This is a genomic window from Litorisediminivivens sp. KMU-197, from assembly GCF_056858395.1.
In genome coordinates, this window is record NZ_JBXEQG010000017.1 from 12,282 (window position 1) to 31,670 (window position 19,389).

Here is a 19,389-nt window from a genome sequence, read left to right on the forward strand (position 1 = left end):
GCTCACTCCGCCGGACTCGCGGCCGCGTCGGACACGGGACCGGTGGACTTGGATCTTTGCGCCGCGCCGGGCGCCGCGGCCCTGTCCGGGAGCGGCACCGCACGGCGCGAGCGCACGATCTGGTAGCCGCGACGGCCCAGCAGGTAGCGGAACGGTGCGGCGAAACCGGACACCAGATGCACAAGCCGGGTGAACGGGAACACCAGGATGATCGTCATGCCGAGCACGAGATGCAGCTTGAACACCAACGCAACGTCTTCGATGTGGCTGGCCGCTGCCCCGTCGAAGGTGAAGATCCCCTGTGCCCAAGACATGAACTTGACCATCTCATGCCCGTCCAGATGCCCGAGCGAGACGAAGACGGTGCCCAGTCCCAGTACGAGCTGCGCCAGCAGCATGGCGAGGATGGCGATGTCCGCGAAGCTGGAGGTCTTGCGGATCCGCGGATCGGTCCAGCGGCGATGGAACAGCATCCCCCCGCCCACCAACGCCATGACACCGGCGATTCCGCCCGCGACGACCGCCAGAAGCTGCTTCGCGCCATGGCTGATACCCAAGGCGTCAAAGACCGCGATCGGGGTCAGCAGCCCCACGACATGACCAAGGGTGATGACGATCAGCCCGATATGGAACAGGATGGACCCCACCACCAGTTGCCTGCGCCGCAGAAGCTGCGAAGACGAGGATTTCCAGGTGAAGGGGTCACGCTCGTACCGGGCGATAGACCCCATGATGCAGACGCCGAGGGCGATGTAGGGAAAGATACCGAAGAAGAAGTTGTTCATGAGAGCCTCCGTCACTCTGCGGCCACGCCGGGGGACCGGCGCAGCGGTTCATCCATGCGCGCGAGCAGGTCGCGCGACACCGGGCAGCCAGCGTTCGGATCGGGGCCGAAGCGCACTTCGCTTTCCTCCCAAACCTCGTCCAGCGCCTCAAGGTCGTTGGGATCGGCCTCGGGCTGGTCCAGCAGTTCGTCCACCGCGGCGCGGTCGGCTGTGGCGCCGGACAGGTGCAGAAGGGTGGCGAAGACCGCCGCATAGGGACTATCGCGCCGGGTCAGCCGGGCGTGCAGCGCCGCGAGGATATGCGCCGCGTCGGCCAGCATTTCCTGCGCTTCCGGGAACGGGCGCGTTGCCAGGAATTCCAGCAGCACCGGCAGGTGATCGGGCAACTCCGAGGAGACCGGATCAAACCCGCCGGCGCGGTAGGTTTCCACCAGCGACACCATCGCCCCGCCCCGGTCTCGGCTTTCGCCGTGGACATGCTCGAACAAGTTCAGCGACAGGGTGCGCGACCGGTCGAAGAGCATGACGTATTGTTCTTCGAGGTCATAGATGTCGCGCCCGCCCACCTCCCTCAAGAGCGGGCGCAACGCCCGACGCGCGGCGGCGGTCAGCCGGGTGTCGGAGGCCAGAAGGCCGCCGATCTCCGGCACCGCGTCCTGCAATTCACGCGTCGGGTAACTGAGGATCAGGGACAAGGCTTTCAGCGTGCGGTCCATGTCACTGCACCTCCGTAGGCATTTTCAGGGGTTTCTTCGAGCCGCCAAACAGCGACCCCTTCGAGACGCCGGTGGAACAGCCGTTGCCGTCGGTGAAGCCGCAGCCGCCGCGCAGGTCGTAAGCCTCTTCGACCTGTTCGCGGTGCGTCGTCGGAATGACGAAGCGGTCTTCGAAGTCGGCCAGCGCCATGATCTTGTACATCTCCTCGATCACCCGGCCCGACAAGCCGGCGCGTGCGGCAATCGCCTCGTCGCGAACGCCGTCGATGGTCTTGGCGCGCATGTAGGCGCGCATCGCCAGCATCCGTTCCAGCGCCTGCGCCACCGGGGCCTCGTCGCCGGCGGTCAGCATGTTTGCGAGGTAGCGCAGCGGGATCCGCAGGTTGCGCACGTCCGGCATGGCGCCATCCATGCCGATTGCGCCCGCCTCGGCGGCGTTCTGGATCGGCGAAAGCGGCGGGATATACCACACCATAGGCAGGGTCCGGTACTCAGGATGGAGCGGGAAGGCGACCTTCCACTCCATCGCCATCTTCCAGATCGGGCTTTCCTGGGCGGCCTTGATCCAGTCCTCGGGGATGCCATCGGCGCGAGCGGTTTCGATGATCACCGGGTCGTTCGGGTCAAGGAAGACGCCGAGCTGGGCATCGTAGAGGTCGGTCGTCTCGGCCGCGTTGGCCGCCTCTTCGATCTTGTCGGCGTCATAGAGCATCACCCCGAGATAGCGGATGCGCCCGACGCAGGTTTCCGAGCAGACCGTCGGATTGCCGCTTTCGATCCGCGGATAGCAGAAGGTGCATTTCTCGGACTTTCCGGTCGACCAGTTGTAATAGACCTTCTTGTAGGGACACGCGGAGACGCACATCCGCCAGCCGCGGCATTTTTCCTGATCGATCAGGACGATGCCGTCCTCTTCGCGCTTGTAGATCGCACCCGAGGGGCAGGACGCGGCGCAGGCCGGGTTCAGGCAGTGTTCGCAGAGCCGGGGGAGATACATCATGAAGGTGTTCTCGTATTCCCCGTAGATCTGCTTCTGAATGCCCTCGAAGTTGTAATCCTCGCTTCGCTTGGCGAATTCGCCGCCCAGGATTTCCTCCCAGTTCGGGCCTTTCTCGATCTTTTCGATCCGCTCGCCGGTGATCTTCGATCGGGGGCGCGCGGTCGGAAAGGCCTTCATCTCGGGGGCGCTTTTCAGGTGGTCGTAGTCGAAATCGAACGGCTCGTAATAGTCGTCGATTTCCGGCAGGTCGGGATTGGCGAACATGTTCGCGAGGATCCGCCATTTCGATCCTTGCTTGGGCTGCAACTTGCCCGACCGGGTCCGTTCCCAGCCACCATTCCAGCGCTCCTGGTTCTCCCAGTCGGTGGGATAGCCGGTGCCGGGCTTGGTTTCGACGTTGTTGAACCAGGCGTATTCGACACCGTCGCGGCTGGTCCAGACGTTCTTGCAGGTGACGGAACAGGTGTGACACCCGATGCATTTGTCGAGGTTCAGCACCATGCCGATTTGCGCACGAATTCTCATTCCGCTGCCTCCGTTTCAGGGGTGGCTTCCTGGTCGAGCCAGTCGACCTTTTTCATTTTTCTGACCACGACGAATTCATCGCGGTTCGCCCCCACCGTGCCGTAGTAGTTGAAGCCGTAGGATTGCTGGGCGTAGCCACCGATCATGTGGGTTGGCTTGGGCACCGCGCGGGTGACGGAGTTGTGGATGCCGCCGCGCAAGCCGGTCTTTTCCGATCCCGGCGTGTTCACGATCTTTTCCTGGGCGTGGTACATGAAGGTCGTCCCGTCCTTCATCCGCTGGGACACCACCGCGCGGGCGGTCAGAGCGCCGTTCACATTGTAAAGCTCGACCCAGTCGTTATCGACGATGCCGGCCTTTTTGGCGTCATTCTCGGAGATCCAGATCACCGGACCGCCGCGATTGAGCGTCAGCATCAGAAGGTTGTCGGAATAGGTCGAGTGGATGCCCCATTTCTGGTGCGGCGTGATGAAATTCAGAACAAGGCTGTCGCCGGCGTCCTGCACGTCCTTGGTGATGGTCTTGAGGTCCACCGGCGGCCGGTACGATACGAAGCCCTCTCCGAAGGCGCGCATCCACAGGTGATCCTGGTAGAGCTGCTGCCGCCCGGTGAGCGTGCGCCACGGGATCAGTTCGTGAACGTTGGTATAGCCGGCGGTGTAGCAGACCTTTTCCGACTCCAGCCCTGACCACGTAGGGGAAGAGATGATCTTACGCGGTTGCGCGGCGATATCGCGGAACCGGATCTTTTCGTCCTCCTTGGGCAGAGCGAGGTGCGCGTGATTGCGGCCGGTTGCCTTGGAAAGCGCCTCCCACGCCTTGACGGCCACCTCGCCGTTGGTTTCCGGCGCCAGCATCAGCACCACCTCGGTCGCATCAATGTCAGTGACGATCTTCGCACAACCCTTGGCAGCCCCCTCCTCCCAGGTGCCGTTCAGGTCGCGCAGGTGCTGGACCTCCTGTCCGGTCTTCCAGGCGATGCCCTTGCCGCCGTTCCCCAGCTTGTCCATCAGCGGGCCCAGCGCGCAGAAGCGGTCGCCGATGGCGGTGTAATCCCGCTCGACCGCGATGAAGTTCGGCGCGGTCTTGCCCGGGATCAGGTCGCATTCGCCCTTCTTCCAGTCCCGCACCTGATCCTGCGCCAGTTCGCCGGGCGTGTCGTGCAGGATGGGCAGCGCGACGATGTCGGTTTCCTTGCCGAGGATTTCCGGCGCGACCTCCTGCACCTTGTAGGCGATGCTCTTGAAGATCTCCCAGTCCGACTTGCTGTCGTAGGCAGGGTCCACCGCGGCCTGGAGCGGGTGAATAAACGGGTGCATGTCCGAGGTATTGAGATCGTTCTTTTCGTACCACGAGGCCGTCGGTAGCACGATGTCGGAATAGACCGCCGTCGTGCTCATCCGGAAGTCGATCGTCACCAGAAGGTCGAGCTTGCCGCGCGGGGCGTCCTTGTGCCACTTGGCCTCTTTCGGCAATTGGCGGCCGTCTTCGCCAAGGTCCTTTCCCATGACGCCGTTATCGGTGCCCAGCAGGTGCTTGAGGAAGTATTCATGCCCCTTGCCCGATGAGCCCAACAGGTTGGACCGCCAGACAAACAGGTTGCGTGGCCAGTTCTCCGGCGCATCCGGATCCTCGCAGGACATCTGCAACGCGCCGGATGTCAGTTGCGCGGCGACGTAGGCCGGGATCTCCTTGCCCGCCGCCTTGGCCGCCTTCGCCACCTCCAGCGGGTTGGTTTTCAACTGCGGCGCAGAGGGCAGCCAGCCCATGCGTTCGGCCCGGATGTTATAGTCGATCAGGCTGACGTCCCAATCGCCCTCGGGCGCTGTGGGCGAGAGGATCTCGCCCGCTGTCAGCGTCTCGTAGCGCCACTGGTCGGTGTGGGCATACCAGGCCGAGGTCGAGTTCATGTGCCGCGGCGGCCGCCCCCAGTCCAGCGCGAAGGCCAGCGGCTGCCAGCCGGTCTGCGGGCGCAGCTTTTCCTGACCGACATAGTGCGCCCAGCCACCGCCGGACTGACCCACGCAACCGCACATCACCAGCATGTTGATGACGCCGCGATAGTTCATGTCCATGTGGTACCAGTGGTTCATCGCCGCGCCGATGATGATCATCGACTTGCCCTTGGTCTTCTCGGCTGTCTGGGCGAATTCGCGGGCGACATGGATGATCTTGTCGGCCGTCACGCCGGTGATCTTTTCCGCCCATTTCGGCGTACCGGGCATGTCCTCGTGATAATCCGACGTGACCCATTCGCCGCCAAGGCCCCGGTCCAGCCCGTAATTGGCGCAGAACAGGTCAAAGACGGTGGCGACAGCGACCTCGCCGTCTGCCGTCTGGATACGCCTGACCGGAACATTCCTGGTCAGAACGTTCGGTCGCCGGTCGCCGGTGGCGAAGGCCTCGGTCGCGTCGGCCCCGAAATAGGGGAAATCCACGCCGATCACCTCGTCATGGTCCTCGTCGAGGATCAGCGACATCTTGAGGCAGGTCGTTTCGTCGCCGGCGCGTTCTTCGAGGTTCCACGACCCCTCTTCCCCCCACCGGAACCCGATGGAGCCGGAGGGCGCGACGATATCCTCGGTCAATTCGTCAATCGCGACGGTCTTCCATTCGGGGTTGTTGTGTTCGCCCAGCTTTCCGTCAAGGTCGCAGGCGCGCAAAAAGCGGCCCGGGATCGCCTTGCCGTCCTTCTCGTCCAGCCTCACCAGCATCGGGAAATCCGAATACTTGCGGCAATACTCTTCGAAATACTCTGCCTGACGGTCGAGGTGGAATTCGCGCAGGATGACATGACCGAAGGCCATCGCCAGCGCCGCGTCGGTGCCCTGCTTCACGTTCAGCCAGACATCGCCGAATTTGGCGGCCTCGGAATAATCGGGGCAGATCACCGCCGACTTGGTGCCGCGATAGCGCGCCTCGGTATAGAAATGCGCGTCCGGCGTGCGCGTCTGCGGCACGTTCGAGCCCCAAAGCAGAAGGTAGCCGGCGTTGTACCAGTCGGCCGATTCCGGCACGTCGGTCTGTTCGCCCCAAGTCATCGGCGAGGCTGGCGGCAGATCGCAATACCAGTCGTAGAAGGACATGCAGACCCCGCCCATGAGGCTGAGGTATCGCGACCCGGCGGCGTAGGAGATCATCGACATGGCCGGGATCGGCGAGAACCCGAAGATCCGGTCGGGCCCGTATGTCTTGGTGGTGTAGGCGTTTGCCGCCGCGGTGATCTCGGTCGCTTCGTCCCATGTCGCCCGCACGAACCCACCCTTGCCGCGGGTCTCCACATAGGACGCGCGCAGGATCGGATCGCTCTGCAGCTTGGTCCAGGCTTGGATCGGGGTCATGGTTTCGCGCATCTGGCGCCAGATCTTCATCAGCCGGCCGCGCACCAGTGGGTTCTTCACCCGGTTGGCGGAATAGAGATACCAGCTGTAGGACGCCCCGCGCGCGCAGCCGCGCGGCTCGTGGTTGGGCAGGTCCGGGCGCGTGCGGGGATAGTCTGTCTGCTGCGTTTCCCAGGTGACGATGCCGGACTTGACGTAGATCTTCCAGGAACAGGACCCGGTGCAATTCACCCCATGGGTCGAGCGCACGACCTTGTCATGGCGCCAGCGGTTTCTGTAGGTGTCTTCCCAATCGCGGCTCTCGCGCGTGACCTGGCCATGTCCGTTGGCGAACGGCTCCAGCGTCGTGGACTGGAAGAAGTTCATTCTGTCGAGCAGATGGCTCATTTGGCTGTCCTTTCCTCTGTCGCGGGCCGGGCGGCGGCGCGCGCCGCCCGAAGGCATGGCTTGGTCATTCAGCGGGTTGGGAGGCCGGCGCCGACGGCGCGCGGCGATGCTCGAGATCGTGGAGCAGCCCACCGGGGCGGGTGTAGACGACCCAGGTGATGCCGAGGCAAATCACGTAGAAGATCCCGAAGCCCCAGAGCGCGGCTACAGGCGATCCTGTCATCGCAATCGACGTGCCGTAGGCCTTCGGGATGAAGAAGGCGCCGTAGGCGGCGATGGCCGAGGTGAAGGCGATGATCGCCGCGCTTTCACGTTCGGCCTGCTTGCGGCGCGCGACAATGTCGAGCTCGGGCATCAGGCGCGGGATTTCCTTGCCCATGATCGCCGGGATCATCTGGAATGTGGATGCGTTCCCGACCCCGGTCAGCAGGAACAGCGCCATGAAGGCCACGAAGAAGCCAGCGAAACTGCCTGCGCCCAGCGAGGCGATCACGCCGAATACGGCAAGTGTCATCCCGGCAAAGACCCAGAAGGTCACGCGTCCGCCGCCCCACCTGTCCGACACCCATCCGGTCCCGGCACGGCTGAGCGCCCCGACCAGCGGCCCGAGGAACACGTATTGCAGCGCGTTTACCTCTGGAAAGGCGATCCGGGTCAGCAGCGGGAAGCCCGCGGAATAGCCAATGAAACTGCCGAAGGTGCCGGTGTAGAGGATGCACATCAGCCAGTTATGGCGGCGCGAGAAGATGACCGCCTGTTCGCGGAAGCTGGCCCGCGCGTCGGCAATGTCGTTCATCCCCAGCCAGGCCGCGGCGGTGGCGATCAGGATGAACGGCACCCAGACGAAGCCGGCATTCTGCAGCCACAACTCGCCGCCTTCGCTCAGTGGTACGGGGTCGCCGCCCATGGCCCCGAACACGCTGACGGTGATCACGATCGGCACAAGGAACTGCATGACCGAAACGCCCAGGTTCCCGAGCCCCGCATTCAGCGCCAGCGCATTGCCCTTCTCGGCCTTCGGATAGAAGTACGAGATGTTGGCCATGGACGAAGCGAAGTTGCCGCCGCCGAGGCCGCAGAGCAGCGCCAGTGTCAGGAAGATCAGGTATGGCGTGTCCGGATTCTGCACCGCGTAGCCGATGCCCATGGCGGGCAGCAGCAACGATGCGGTCGACAGTGTCGTCCATAGCCGGCCGCCGAAGATCGGCACCATGAAGCTGTAGAAGATCCGCAGCGTCGCGCCGGACAGACCGGGCAGAGCCGCCAGCCAGAAAAGCTGTCCGGTGCTGAAATCGAAGCCGATGGACGGCAGTTTCGCCACCACCATCGACCACACCATCCATACTGAGAAGGCCAGCAGCAGCGCCGGGATCGAGATCCACAGGTTGCGACGTGCCACGGCACGGCCCTTGGCGTCCCAGAAAGCGGCATCCTCGGGACGCCAGTCCTCAAGCACGCGCGGCATTGCGGTTGTTTCGGGATGGTGGATGTCCTGCATCTCGGGCAGCGCGGGAAGCTGGTCCAGTTCCGCGCCGTGCGCCCGGCGTTCCATCGCGCGGATCGACAGGTGCATCCATGTCAGGGCGATGGCGACGAGGCCGAACAGGATCGCGAAGCACGACGTGTAGATGCCGGTCAGATCAAGCACCGCGCCGAACACGATGGGCAGGATGAACCCGCCCAGCCCGCCGATCATCCCGACGAGGCCGCCCACCGCGCCGACATGCTGCGGATAGTAGACCGGGATATGCTTGAACACCGCCGCCTTGCCGAGGCTCATGAAGAAGCCAAGAGTGAACAGCACGGCAATGAAGGGCCAGAAGCTCATCGAGGTCGAGAACGCGATAGGCCCGTCCTTGCCCTGGATGACGTAGTCCGTCGGCGGGTAAGACAGCATGAACAGGAGCACCAGCGCGAAACCAAACGTCCAGTACATGACCTGACGCGCGCCGAACTTGTCGCTCAGGTGGCCGCCATAGGCCCGGAACAGCGAGGCCGACAAGCTGAACGACGCAGCGGCCATGCCCGCTGTCTTGACGTCGACACCGTAGACGTCGATCAGGTAATGCGGCATCCACAGCGCGAGTGCGACGAACGCGCCGAAGACGAAGAAATAGTAGAGCGAGAAGCGCCAGACCTGAAGGTTCTTCAGGGGCGCGAACTGCTGGGCAAGGCTCGGCGCCTTCTTGCCTGTCAGCCGTCGCTCGACCAGCTCAGGATCGTCCTTCGCCAAGAAAAAGAAGATCAGAGCCATGATCGCCAGCCCGGCCGACCAGACATAGGCGACACCGTGCCAGCCATAGGCCACCATCACGAACGGAGCGACGAACTTGGTCACTGCCGCCCCGACGTTGCCGGCGCCGAAAATCCCCAGCGCGGTGCCTTGATGTCCCGCATCGTACCAACGCGAGACGTAGGCCACGCCGATGATGAACGACCCGCCTGCAAGGCCGATCCCCAACGCCGCGGTCAGGTACATGATGTAGCTGTCGGCCAGCGTCAGGGCCCATGTGGCCAGTGCGGTGAGAAGCATCTGCGATGTAAAGACCAGCCGTCCACCGTATTTCTCGGTCCAGACGCCCAGGAACAGCCGGGTGACCGAACCGGTGAGAATGGGGGTCGCGACAAGCAGGCCGAATTGGGACTCGGTCAGCCCGAGTTCATCCTTTATGGCGACGCCAATGATGGAGAAGATCGTCCAGACCGCGAAGCAGGCGGTAAAGGCGATCGTGCTCAGGCCCAGTGCGCGGTTCTGATCCGCGCGCGTGGCTGTGGCTAAGGTCTGCATGGCAGGGCCTCCGGCAAAATGGCATAGAAATCCCGTCGGGGATCCCGTCGAACCTGTGGCGGAGAGCGGTGACGCGACTTGATCTGGATCATGAAGCGATCACGTCGTGGCAAAATAAATCTGCACGCGAAAATTTTTGATGGCAGCGCAAACATCGATCAACACTGCACCGCCCCCAAGCAACTGCAGACTTGACAACTATCAATCACCCGACTGATCATTATCAAAAGAACTAAGAGGTACGTTTGGTCAATGTCCGAGTCGGATTACCCGGAGATCCGGGGTCTCCATCTGTTTGTGGGCATGGCGGATGAGCATTTCTCCTTGCTCATGCGCGGTGCCTATGTTCAAAATTTCCCCCCGCAGATCGAATTGATCACCGAAGGTGAGCCCAGCGACTTTCTGCATGTTGTGCTGTCGGGGTCGGTGGATCTGTTTTCAACGTGGAACGGCCGGGAAAGCAGCATGGCCACTGTCCGGCCCATTTCGACCTTCATCCTCGCCGCGACGATCAAGGATGCGCCCTATCTGATGTCGGCGCGCACGCTGGAAAAGAGCCGGATCGCCCTGATCCCGAGCAAGGATGTCCGCGCTGCTTTCGGTGTCGACAACGGCTTCGCGCGCGCGATCGTCACGGAACTTGCGCAGTGCTATCGCTCGGTGGTCAAGGGGCAGAAGGATCTCAAGCTTCGAACCTCGCTTGAGCGGCTCGCCAATTACATCCTCAGGCTGCAAAAGCGGACTGGGGGTGACGACACCTTATTCCTTGAATTCGAAAAACGCCGGCTGGCCTCGATTCTGGGCATGACACCAGAGAATTTGAGCCGTGCCTTCAAGGGCCTGCGGCCCTACGGTGTGTCGGTGGAGGGCCATCGTATCACGATCCGAGATCAGCAGGACCTGGAGCGCTTCGCCAAACCCAACCCGTTGATCGACGATCAATCGGCGTAGGGGCTGCTATCGGGTCCGATTGGTGGCTGGCAAGGGGGATGTCATCAAGACCGGAGAGCGTCAGCCTCCAGCGAAGTGGCCGGGGCTCCGGAGAGCCCCAGCCGGGGGAGGTTACTGCCAGGACTTGATCAGCTCGTCATAGCTGACTGTCTTGGGTTCTTCGTCCTCGTTGTCGAGCTTGGCCTTGGGCGCGCCCGGCTGGCTGAGCCAGTGATCCGCGTCCATTTCCTCGTTCATCTTCGGACCGATGTCGCCCTGGATACCGGCGCGTTCCAGACGTTCGAGTACCTTCTCCTGGTCTGCGCAGAGGCCATCAAGCGCTTCCTGCGGGGACTTCGCACCCGACATGGCGTCGCCGATGTTCTGCCACCACAGTTGCGCCAGCTTCGGATAGTCAGGCACGTTGGTGCCGGTCGGCGACCATGCCACGCGGGCCGGCGAGCGGTAGAACTCGACCAGGCCGCCCAGCTTGTCGGCGCGTTCCGAGAAGCTGTCGTGCTGGATGGTGGATTCGCGGATGAAGGTCAGGCCGACGTGGGCCTTCTTGACGTCCACGGTCTTGGAGGTGACGAACTGGGCATAAAGCCAGGCCGCCTTGGCACGATCCACCGGGGTGGATTTCATCAGCGTCCAGGAGCCAACGTCCTGGTAGCCGACTTTCATGCCGTCTTCCCAGTAGACCCCGTGCGGGCTGGGCGCCATGCGCCATTTCGGCGTGCCGTCCTCGTTCATCACCGGTAGGTCGGGCTCGACCGTGGCGGCGGTAAACGCGGTGTACCAGAACATCTGCTGCGCGACGTTGCCCTGCGCCGGGATCGGGCCGGCCTCGGAGAATGTCATGCCGGCGGCGGCGGGGGGCGAGTACTTTTCAAGCCACTCGATCGCCTTGGACACAGCATAGACCGCTGCGGGACCGTTGGTGGCGCCGCCACGGGCAACGCAGGAGCCCACGGGTTGCGAGTTCTCGTTCACCCGGATGCCCCATTCGTCGACCGGAAGGCCGTTGGGTTCACCCTTGTCTCCCATGCCTGCCATCGACATCCACGCATCGGTGTAGCGCCAGCCGAGCGAGGGGTCTTTCTTACCGTAGTCCATGTTGCCGAAGACTTCGCCCTCGACGCCCATGTGGCTGAGGTCACGGCCGGTGAAGAATTCGGCGATGTCCTCGTAGGCCGACCAGTTGACCGGAACGCCCAGATCATAGCCGAACTGTTCCTTGAAGTCGGCCTTGTTCTTTTCGTCGTTGAACCAGTCGTAACGGAACCAGTAGAGGTTCGCGAACTGCTGGTCGGGCAGTTGGTAGAGCTTGCCATCGGGCGCGGTGGTGAACTGCGTGCCGATGAAGTCGTCAATGTCGAGATCGGGGTTGGTGACGTCCGCGCCCTCGCCCGCCATCCAGTCGGTCAGGTTGCGCGCCTGCTGATAGCGCCAGTGGGTGCCGATCAGATCAGAGTCGTTGATATAGGCGTCATAGATGTTCTCGCCCGACTGCATCTGGGTTTGCAGCTTTTCGACCACGTCGCCTTCGCCGATCAGGTCATGGGTGACCTGGATGCCGGTGATGGCGGTGAAGGCCGGTGCAAGCACTTGGCTTTCATATTCGTGGGTGGTGATGGTTTCCGACACCACCTTGATGTCCATGCCGGCGAACGGCTGGGCCGCGTCGACGAACCACTGCATCTCGGCTTCCTGCTCTTCGCGGGTCAGCACCGAGTTGTCGATCTCCGCGTCGAGGAACTCGATGGCCTCTTCCATCCCGGCGAAGGCCGGTCCGGAAAGAAGGCCGAGCGCAAGCGCCAGGGCGGTTGAGGATTTCAGGGTCAAGTTCATTATGGTCCTCCCTTTATGTGAACTTGTGGTCTTGTGTGCGGTCCGGCGTTCTCGTGCGCCGTGCCGCGGTGTCCGATTACACCCAGCGGAACACCGCTGCGGCGTAGATCAGGCAGACGATCAGCGCGTAAGGTTGGTTTGCGCCGACCAATCCAAGCCAGGCCAGATTGATGAAGGCCGAACCGAGAAGCGTGATGAAGAGCCGATCGCCACGCGTGGTTTCGATCCGGAGGATGCCGGTGCGCGGGGTTTCGGGGTACTTGATCGCGAGGATCGTGAAAGTGACGAGCAGCGATGCGATGATCGCGAAGAAGATCGCGGTCGGCCAGGTCCATGCCATCCAGTCCATTGGTGGTTCTCCTATCTCTGGTTCACACGCGGCCCAGGGCGAAGCCCTTGGCGATGTAGTTGCGGACGAAGTAGATCACGAGCGCTCCTGGAACGATGGTCAGCACACCGGCGGCGGCCAGCACACCCCAGTCAATGCCCGCGGCACCCTGGGTCCGGGTCATGATGGCAGCGATCGGCTTGGCGTCAACTGTTGTCAGCGTGCGCGACAAAAGCAGCTCGACCCATGAGAACATGAAGCAGAAGAACGCCGCGACCCCGATGCCGGATGCGATCAGCGGCATGAAGATCTTGACGAAGAACTTGCCGAAGCCGTAGCCGTCGATATAGGCGGTCTCGTCTATTTCCTTTGGCACGCCGCGCATGAAACCTTCGAGGATCCAGACCGCCAGCGGCACGTTGAACAGCGTATGCGCCAGCGCCACGGCGATATGGGTGTCGAACAGCCCAACCGAGCTGTAGAGCTGGAAGAACGGCAGCGCGAAGACGGCGGGCGGTGCCATGCGGTTGGTCAGCAGCCAGAAGAACAGGTGCTTGTCGCCCATGAAATTGTAACGGCTGAAGGCATAGGCTGCCGGCAGCGCCACAAGCAGGCTGATCACCGTGTTGATCGTCACGTAGATGATCGAGTTCACGTAGCCCAGATACCATGCCGGATCGGTCAGGATGGTTTCGTAGTTGGCGAGCGTCAGGTTGCGCGGCCAGAGGGTGAAGGTGTTGAGGATCTCCGAGTTGGTCTTCAGGCTCATGTTCAGCAGCCAGTAGATCGGCAGCAGCATGAAGAGCAGGTAGATCGTCATCACGATCACCGAGCCTTTGGGCCGGAAACGGCGGCGGGTCTTGGTGCCGGTCCGTTCGGCGGTGACATCGCCGGGGATCGACGCGGCGCCGGGGGCGGAGGTGGTGTCGGTCGGCATGTCTCAGCCCTCCTGTTTGTCGAGGTTGGTCATGACGGTGTAGAACACCCAGCTGACCAGAAGGATCACGAGGAAGTACATGATCGAGAAGGCTGCCGCAGGGCCGAGGTCGAACTGTCCCAGCGCCATCTTGACGAGGTCGATTGACAGCAGCGTGGTGGCGTTGCCGGGTCCGCCGCCGGTGACGACGAACGGCTCGGTGTAGATCATGAAGCTGTCCATGAAGCGCAGGAGGATCGCGATCATCAGCACCCCCATCATCTTGGGCAGTTCGATGAAGCGGAACACGCTCCAACGGCTGGCCTGGTCGATCTTGGCGGCCTGGTAATAGGCGTCGGGGATCGATTTCAGACCGGCGAAGGCCAGAAGTGCAACCAGCGAAGTCCAGTGCCAGACGTCCATCACGATGATGGTGATCCAGGCGTCAAGCGTGTCCTGCGTGTAGTTGTAAGAGATACCCAGCTTGTCGAGCATGTAGCCCAGCAGGCCGATGTCGACGCGGCCGAAGATCTGCCAGATGGTGCCGACCACGTTCCACGGTATCAAGAGCGGCAGAGACATCAGCACCAGGCAGAAGGACGACCAGAAGCCGCTTTTCGGCATGTTGAGCGCGACGTAGATGCCCAGCGGGATCTCGATGGCAAGGATGATCGCCGAGAACATCAACTGGCGGCCCAGCGCGTCCCACATGCGGTCGGAATGCAGCATCTCCTCGAACCATTCGAGCCCGGCCCAGAAGAACTGGTTGTTGCCGAACGTATCCTGCACCGAGTAGTTGACCACCGTCATCAGCGGGATCACCGCTGAGAAGGCTACCAGCAGAAGGACTGGCAGGACAAGGAACCATGCCTTTTGGTTGACTGTCTTGTTCATCAGGCTGCCTCCCCCACGGGGTTACGGGTGGTTTGCGGCGTCACGCGCCAGTCGTCGGAGTAGACGTTGATATGCGCCGGGTCGAAGTTGACGCGGGTCATGTCGGCGCCGATCTCGTCGCCTTCGTCGGCGATTATGTTGATCTCGCGGCCGAGGAATTCCGCGCGGACGATCTTGTGGCGGCCCACGTCCTCGACGCGGCGGATACGGACCGGCAGGCCCTCGTCGCGCGACAGATGAACGAATTCGGGACGGACACCGATCTGGACCTTGCCGGAAATCGGGCCATAGCCGGCGCCCAGCGGGATCACGGTGCCATCGATAATTGCGCGGTCGCCCTGCACATCGGCGTCAAGCACGTTCATGCCGGGCGAGCCGATGAAATAGCCGACGAAGGTATGCTCGGGCGTCTCGAACAGCGCCTCGGGGGTGCCGATCTGGACGACGCGGCCGTCATACATCACCACCACCTTGTCGGCGAAGGTCAGCGCCTCGGTCTGGTCGTGGGTGACGTAGATCATGGTGTGGCCGAATTCGTGGTGCAGCGACTTCAACTGGGTGCGCAGTTCCCATTTCATATGCGGGTCGATCACGGTCAGAGGCTCGTCAAACAGCAGCGCGTTGACGTCCTCGCGCACCATTCCGCGACCAAGGCTGATCTTCTGCTTGGCGTCGGCGGTGAGGCCGCGGGCCTTGCGGTCGAGCTCGGCCTCCATGCCGATCATCTGGCCGATCTGCTGCACACGCTGCGCGATGTAGGATGCGTCTTCGCCCCGGTTGCGCAGCGGGAAGGCAAGGTTCTGGCGAACCGTCATCGTGTCGTAGACCACCGGAAACTGGAACACCTGCGCGATGTTGCGCTCGGCAGTGGGCGCCTGAGTCACGTCACGGTCGTTGAACAGGATGCGGCCCTGCGACGGGTGCAGAAGACCCGAGATGATGTTCAGCAGCGTGGACTTGCCGCAACCGGACGATCCCAGCAGAGCATAGGCTTCGCCGTCGGCCCAATCATGGTTCAGTTCCTTCAGCGCGTAATCGTCTTCCGAGGTCGGGTTCGGCAGGTAGGAATGCGCGAGATTATCGAGTGTGATCTTGGCCATGCTGTCCTCCTCAGGCGGCATAGGCGGCAGGAGCGACGAGATCGCCCGATTTGCCGAAGATGTAGACGTGCGCCGGATCGAGATAGACGGTCAGGTCGCTGCCGGGGGCGAGGTGATGGACACCATGGACAAGCCCGACCCAACGCTCGCCGTCATGGTCGAGGTGGACGAATGTCTCGGAGCCGGTGAGTTCGGTCACGGTCAGCCGCGCCTGAAACTGCATCGCATCGGGTGCATGCGCAGAAATCTCAAGGTGGTTCGGGCGGAACCCGGCGGTATATGTTCCGTCCGACAGATCGGCCAAGCGGCCCTGCGCCGGGGCGCTCTGCCCGTCGCCGAAGCTGAGCGTGCTACCCTGCTTCGTGACGTTGAGAAAGTTCATCGGCGGGTCGCTGAACACGCGCGCCGTGGTGGTGTCGACCGGCTTGCGGTAGACCGTGGGCGTCGGCCCGAACTGAGTGACGCGGCCCTCCCAGAGGGTGGCGGTATTGCCGCCTAGCAGCAGCGCTTCTTCCGGTTCGGTCGTGGCGTAGACGAAGATCGATCCCGCCTCTTCGAAGATCTTGGGGATCTCGACGCGCAATTCCTCGCGCAGCTTGTAGTCGAGGTTGGCCAGCGGTTCGTCGAGCAGCACCAGCCCGGCATCCTTGACCAGAGCGCGCGCCAGGGCACAACGCTGCTGCTGGCCGCCCGACAACTCAAGCGGCTTGCGGTCAAGCATGGGCGTCAGCTGCATAAGCTCGGCGTTCTTTTTCACCGCGGCGTCGATCTCGTCCTTAGACTTGCCCATCAGCCGCAGCGGCGAGGCGATGTTGTCGTAGACCGTCATTGACGGGTAATTGATGAACTGCTGGTAGACCATCGCCACCTTGCGGTCCTGCACCCGCATGCCAGTGACGTCCTCGCCGTTCCACAGGATGCGTCCGGTGTTGGGCACGTCGAGCCCCGCCATCAGCCGCATCAATGAGGTCTTGCCTGACAGCGTCGGCCCCAGCAGCACGTTCATCGTGCCATTTTCCAGCGTCAGATCGGTGGGGTGGATATGCACCTGCCCCTCGACCGATTTCGACACGCCTTTCAATTCCAGCGTCATCGCGCCTTTCCTCCCTATTCCGCCGCGGCGGTGTTGGATTGACGGTGTGCCGCCATCCAGGTGTCCAATTGCCCGATCTGCTCTTCACCGAGCCTCAGGCCGAGCTTGTTGCGGCGCCAGACCACGTCCTCTGCGCTGCGTGCATATTCATTCTGCATCAGCCAGACGACTTCCCGTTCGGTGAGGGTCGCGCCGAAGTCGCGGCCCAAGTCCTCTGCCGAGGCTGCATCCCCCAGAATGGTCGCTGCGTCCGTACCATAGGCCCGGACCATGCGCCGCGCCCAGAAATCGTCGAGGAAAGTGTACCGCGCTTGCAGATCGCCGATCAGGCGGTCGACGCCGTCCACCGGGAAATCTCCGCCCGGCAGCGGCACACCCGCGGTCCACGGGTCCTTGTCGACATCGAGATGCTCGCCGATCTTCTCCAATGCGCTTTCCGCGAGCCGCCGGTAGGTGGTGATCTTGCCGCCGAAGACGTTCAGCACCGGCGCGCCGCCCTTGGCATCCACCTTCAGCGTATAGTCACGTGTCGCCGCCGTCGCGCTGGAGGCACCGTCATCGTAGAGCGGGCGCACACCCGAATACGTCCAGACCACGTCGTCGTCCGAAATGTCCTGCGCGAAATACTGGTTCGCGAACGAGATCAGGTAGCGGCGTTCTTCCGGGGTGCACTCGGGCGTCTGCGACGGGTCCTCATGTTCCGCGTCGGTGGTGCCGATCAGAGTGAAGTCCGTTTCGTAGGGGATCGCAAAGATGATCCGCCCGTCGGTGCCTTGGAAGAAGTAGCATTTGTTATGGTCGTAGAGTTTGCGGGTCACGATATGACTGCCGCGCACCAGCCGCACACCCTCGCGGGAGTTGATCCGCACCTTGGTCTGGATGATGTCGCCCACCCAGGGACCGCCGGCATTCACCAGCATCCGGGCGAAGTGCACCTCGGTCTTGCCGCTTTCGGTGCCCTCAGTCTCCACCCGCCAGACATCGCCTTGCCGCTCGGCCGAAAGCACCCGGGTCCGGGTCATGATCCGCGCGCCGCGGGCCTCGGCGTCGCGGGCATTCAGCACCACGAGCCGCGAATCCTCGACCCAGCAGTCGGAATATTCGTAGGCTTTCTCGAAACGGTCGTGCAGCGGCGCACCTTCGGGTGTGCCCTTCAGCGACAGGGTCTCCGTGCCGGGCAGGATTTTCCGCCCGCCGAGATGATCATACATGAACAGCCCCAGCCGGATCAGCCAGGACGGGCGGCGGCCGCGCATCCAGGGCATGAAGGTGTTCAGAAGCTTCGAGGTCGGCGTTTCGGATTCGAATCGCATGTCCTTGTGATACGGCAGCACGAACCGCATCGGCCAACTGATGTGCGGCATGGCACTAAGAAGCGTCTCACGTTCGATCAGGGCCTCGCGCACAAGGCGGAACTCGAAATATTCGAGATAACGAAGCCCGCCGTGAAACAGCTTGGTGGACGAGGACGAGGTCGCCGAGGCCAGGTCGTTCATCTCGGCCAGGGTAACGCTGAGGCCGCGCCCCGCCGCGTCACGGGCAATGCCGCATCCGTTGATGCCGCCGCCGATGACGAAAAGATCCGTGGTCACATTGTCGTCGCGATGCTCCACGCGATTCCCCCCCCTCCGCATGACGTGCAGCATTTATCGCAGGCAAATGCGCGGCTCGCAACGCTTTTATGTTCGTTTTGGTTCGATTATGAGCAATCACTTGATTTAGATACTCTTTTTTCCGGTCCACCTGTGAAAACCGGCTGATCAGTCCATGCTTTGCGGCCTGACCCGGCAGCCACAGCGCTGGAGCATGCAGCAGAAGAGTGCGCAAACCTTTCATCCACGTGAAACCGAACAGACCAGAACAGAAACGAACACTTCGGAAGCTCAAAGGCGACAGCCCCGGCATGTGCCCGGCGGAGGTTTTCTCCGTGCTTAGGGGCTCTTGGAGGAGACGGTTGGCCCTCTGAAGCCTCTGCCTCGCGCCCCGATCAAAATCCCTATCGTCTGCGCTCCTCCGTCTCTCCTCGGCTGATGCCACCCGGACGGGCGACATACCTAAGGATGCGGCCCCGCTCTTTCGTTTGGTTTCAGGGGTTGATTCGGACTTTGAATGTCAGTGAGCCGTCGGCAGCGGGTGGGTATGTTCCGGCGCAGTCCCAGCGTAGGGGTCCGGAGTATCCGGCGAGGTTGTTTGCTGGTGCGCCGAGTGTGCAGCTCAGGGCGCCGCCGACGGCGACTGGGCTGGGCACCGGTTCGGCGAGGCTGGTGTAAGCCGGGGTCCGGTCATAGATCACCACGTCGAGCGCGGCGGCGTTGCTGAGGTTCTCGAGGCGGATGCGGTATTGCAGCACATCGCCTGCCGCGCCGCCGTTCGAGGTGCCTTCCGGGGTGCCCTGGGTTTCGTTGCGCACGGTCTTGGTCAGCTTGAGCTGGCCCAGGCGGCTGCCGGTCTCGACCCGGTCGGTGTTCGAGGCGACGGCGGTGACGGTGGTGGCCTCGAAGGTCGAGGTCGCGTCGAGCTGATAGGTCAGCGTGGCCCCGGGCCCGATGCCGCCGCTGGCCATGACCCGCGACAGGATGCAGACGCGGTCGCCGGCCTCGACGGCCACTGGGCCGTTGAGCGGCGCATCGGGCGCGCCGTCGCAGTCGGTGTCGGCATAGATCGCGGCGCTGTAGGCATTCTCGGGCGTCATCCGCACCAGGTTGTAGGTGAACAGCACCGAGGCGCTGCTGGTT

Annotated in this window: 13 protein-coding genes and 1 pseudogene; 1 reads left to right on the forward strand and 13 read right to left on the reverse strand. The window is 62.8% G+C overall.

Going from position 1 to position 19,389, the window contains the following annotated elements; genetic code table 11:
* Positions 1-2: 2 nt before the first annotated feature.
* The 5 genes from narI to AC04PT_RS19500 all read right to left on the reverse strand — a co-directional run bounded on the left by narI (position 3) and on the right by AC04PT_RS19500 (position 9,542).
* Complete coding sequence (narI, locus tag AC04PT_RS19480) at positions 3-785, reverse strand: respiratory nitrate reductase subunit gamma (protein WP_482875456.1); 783 nt, start codon at positions 783-785, stop codon at positions 3-5.
* A gap of 11 nt (positions 786-796) precedes the next feature.
* Positions 797-1,501, reverse strand: coding sequence for a nitrate reductase molybdenum cofactor assembly chaperone (gene narJ / locus AC04PT_RS19485; RefSeq protein WP_482875457.1), 705 nt, complete (start codon positions 1,499-1,501; stop codon positions 797-799).
* 1 nt (position 1,502) lies between these two features.
* Positions 1,503-3,026 (reverse strand): nitrate reductase subunit beta, encoded by a 1,524-nt coding sequence (narH, locus tag AC04PT_RS19490; RefSeq protein ID WP_482875458.1) that lies wholly within the window; start codon positions 3,024-3,026, stop codon positions 1,503-1,505.
* The gene (locus tag AC04PT_RS19495; protein WP_482875459.1) at positions 3,023-6,754 is read right to left on the reverse strand and encodes a nitrate reductase subunit alpha; all 3,732 of its coding nucleotides are present in this window, start codon (positions 6,752-6,754) and stop codon (positions 3,023-3,025) included. The genes narH and AC04PT_RS19495 overlap by 4 nt, the downstream gene beginning before the upstream one ends.
* A gap of 64 nt (positions 6,755-6,818) precedes the next feature.
* On the reverse strand, positions 6,819-9,542 hold the full coding sequence (locus AC04PT_RS19500; RefSeq protein WP_482875460.1) for a nitrate/nitrite transporter: 2,724 nt from the start codon (positions 9,540-9,542) through the stop codon (positions 6,819-6,821).
* Between the two features lie 252 nt (positions 9,543-9,794).
* Here AC04PT_RS19500 and AC04PT_RS19505 point away from each other — a divergent pair, with 252 nt between their 5' ends.
* Positions 9,795-10,493, forward strand: coding sequence for a helix-turn-helix domain-containing protein (locus AC04PT_RS19505; protein WP_482875461.1), 699 nt, complete (start codon positions 9,795-9,797; stop codon positions 10,491-10,493).
* A gap of 111 nt (positions 10,494-10,604) precedes the next feature.
* Here AC04PT_RS19505 and AC04PT_RS19510 read toward each other — a convergent pair whose 3' ends face one another.
* From AC04PT_RS19510 to AC04PT_RS19545, 8 genes and pseudogenes are all read right to left on the reverse strand, one after another.
* Positions 10,605-12,323, reverse strand: a complete 1,719-nt coding sequence (locus tag AC04PT_RS19510) for an ABC transporter substrate-binding protein (RefSeq protein ID WP_482875462.1) — start codon at positions 12,321-12,323, stop codon at positions 10,605-10,607.
* A gap of 76 nt (positions 12,324-12,399) precedes the next feature.
* Positions 12,400-12,672: a DUF2160 domain-containing protein gene (locus tag AC04PT_RS19515; protein WP_482875463.1), complete on the reverse strand. Its 273-nt coding sequence runs from the start codon at positions 12,670-12,672 to the stop codon at positions 12,400-12,402.
* Between the two features lie 22 nt (positions 12,673-12,694).
* Entirely contained in the window at positions 12,695-13,588 is an 894-nt protein-coding gene (locus AC04PT_RS19520; protein WP_482875464.1) for a carbohydrate ABC transporter permease, read from the reverse strand.
* A gap of 3 nt (positions 13,589-13,591) precedes the next feature.
* Positions 13,592-14,461 (reverse strand): carbohydrate ABC transporter permease, encoded by an 870-nt coding sequence (locus AC04PT_RS19525; protein WP_482875465.1) that lies wholly within the window; start codon positions 14,459-14,461, stop codon positions 13,592-13,594.
* Positions 14,461-15,561 carry an ABC transporter ATP-binding protein gene (locus AC04PT_RS19530; protein WP_482875466.1) on the reverse strand — a complete coding sequence of 367 codons (1,101 nt, stop codon included), beginning with the start codon at positions 15,559-15,561 and terminating at the stop codon, positions 14,461-14,463. The genes AC04PT_RS19525 and AC04PT_RS19530 overlap by 1 nt, the downstream gene beginning before the upstream one ends.
* A gap of 10 nt (positions 15,562-15,571) precedes the next feature.
* Positions 15,572-16,654: an ABC transporter ATP-binding protein gene (locus AC04PT_RS19535; RefSeq protein WP_482875467.1), complete on the reverse strand. Its 1,083-nt coding sequence runs from the start codon at positions 16,652-16,654 to the stop codon at positions 15,572-15,574.
* Between the two features lie 14 nt (positions 16,655-16,668).
* Complete coding sequence (gene glpD / locus AC04PT_RS19540; protein WP_482875468.1) at positions 16,669-18,267, reverse strand: glycerol-3-phosphate dehydrogenase; 1,599 nt, start codon at positions 18,265-18,267, stop codon at positions 16,669-16,671.
* A gap of 473 nt (positions 18,268-18,740) precedes the next feature.
* A pseudogene (locus tag AC04PT_RS19545) lies at positions 18,741-19,389 on the reverse strand (GEVED domain-containing protein); the annotation flags it as partial.

Excerpts from the sequence above, each read along its gene's own strand:
- narI (WP_482875456.1), bottom strand. The coding sequence starts at position 785 with ATGAACAACTTCTTCTTCGGTATCTTTCCCTACATCGCCCTCGGCGTC.
- narJ (WP_482875457.1), bottom strand. The coding sequence starts at position 1,501 with ATGGACCGCACGCTGAAAGCCTTGTCCCTGATCCTCAGTTACCCGACG.
- narH (WP_482875458.1), bottom strand. The coding sequence starts at position 3,026 with ATGAGAATTCGTGCGCAAATCGGCATGGTGCTGAACCTCGACAAATGC.
- AC04PT_RS19495 (WP_482875459.1), bottom strand. The coding sequence starts at position 6,754 with ATGAGCCATCTGCTCGACAGAATGAACTTCTTCCAGTCCACGACGCTG.
- AC04PT_RS19500 (WP_482875460.1), bottom strand. The coding sequence starts at position 9,542 with ATGCAGACCTTAGCCACAGCCACGCGCGCGGATCAGAACCGCGCACTG.
- AC04PT_RS19505 (WP_482875461.1), top strand. The coding sequence starts at position 9,795 with ATGTCCGAGTCGGATTACCCGGAGATCCGGGGTCTCCATCTGTTTGTG.
- AC04PT_RS19510 (WP_482875462.1), bottom strand. The coding sequence starts at position 12,323 with ATGAACTTGACCCTGAAATCCTCAACCGCCCTGGCGCTTGCGCTCGGC.
- AC04PT_RS19515 (WP_482875463.1), bottom strand. The coding sequence starts at position 12,672 with ATGGACTGGATGGCATGGACCTGGCCGACCGCGATCTTCTTCGCGATC.
- AC04PT_RS19520 (WP_482875464.1), bottom strand. The coding sequence starts at position 13,588 with ATGCCGACCGACACCACCTCCGCCCCCGGCGCCGCGTCGATCCCCGGC.
- AC04PT_RS19525 (WP_482875465.1), bottom strand. The coding sequence starts at position 14,461 with ATGAACAAGACAGTCAACCAAAAGGCATGGTTCCTTGTCCTGCCAGTC.
- AC04PT_RS19530 (WP_482875466.1), bottom strand. The coding sequence starts at position 15,561 with ATGGCCAAGATCACACTCGATAATCTCGCGCATTCCTACCTGCCGAAC.
- AC04PT_RS19535 (WP_482875467.1), bottom strand. The coding sequence starts at position 16,654 with ATGACGCTGGAATTGAAAGGCGTGTCGAAATCGGTCGAGGGGCAGGTG.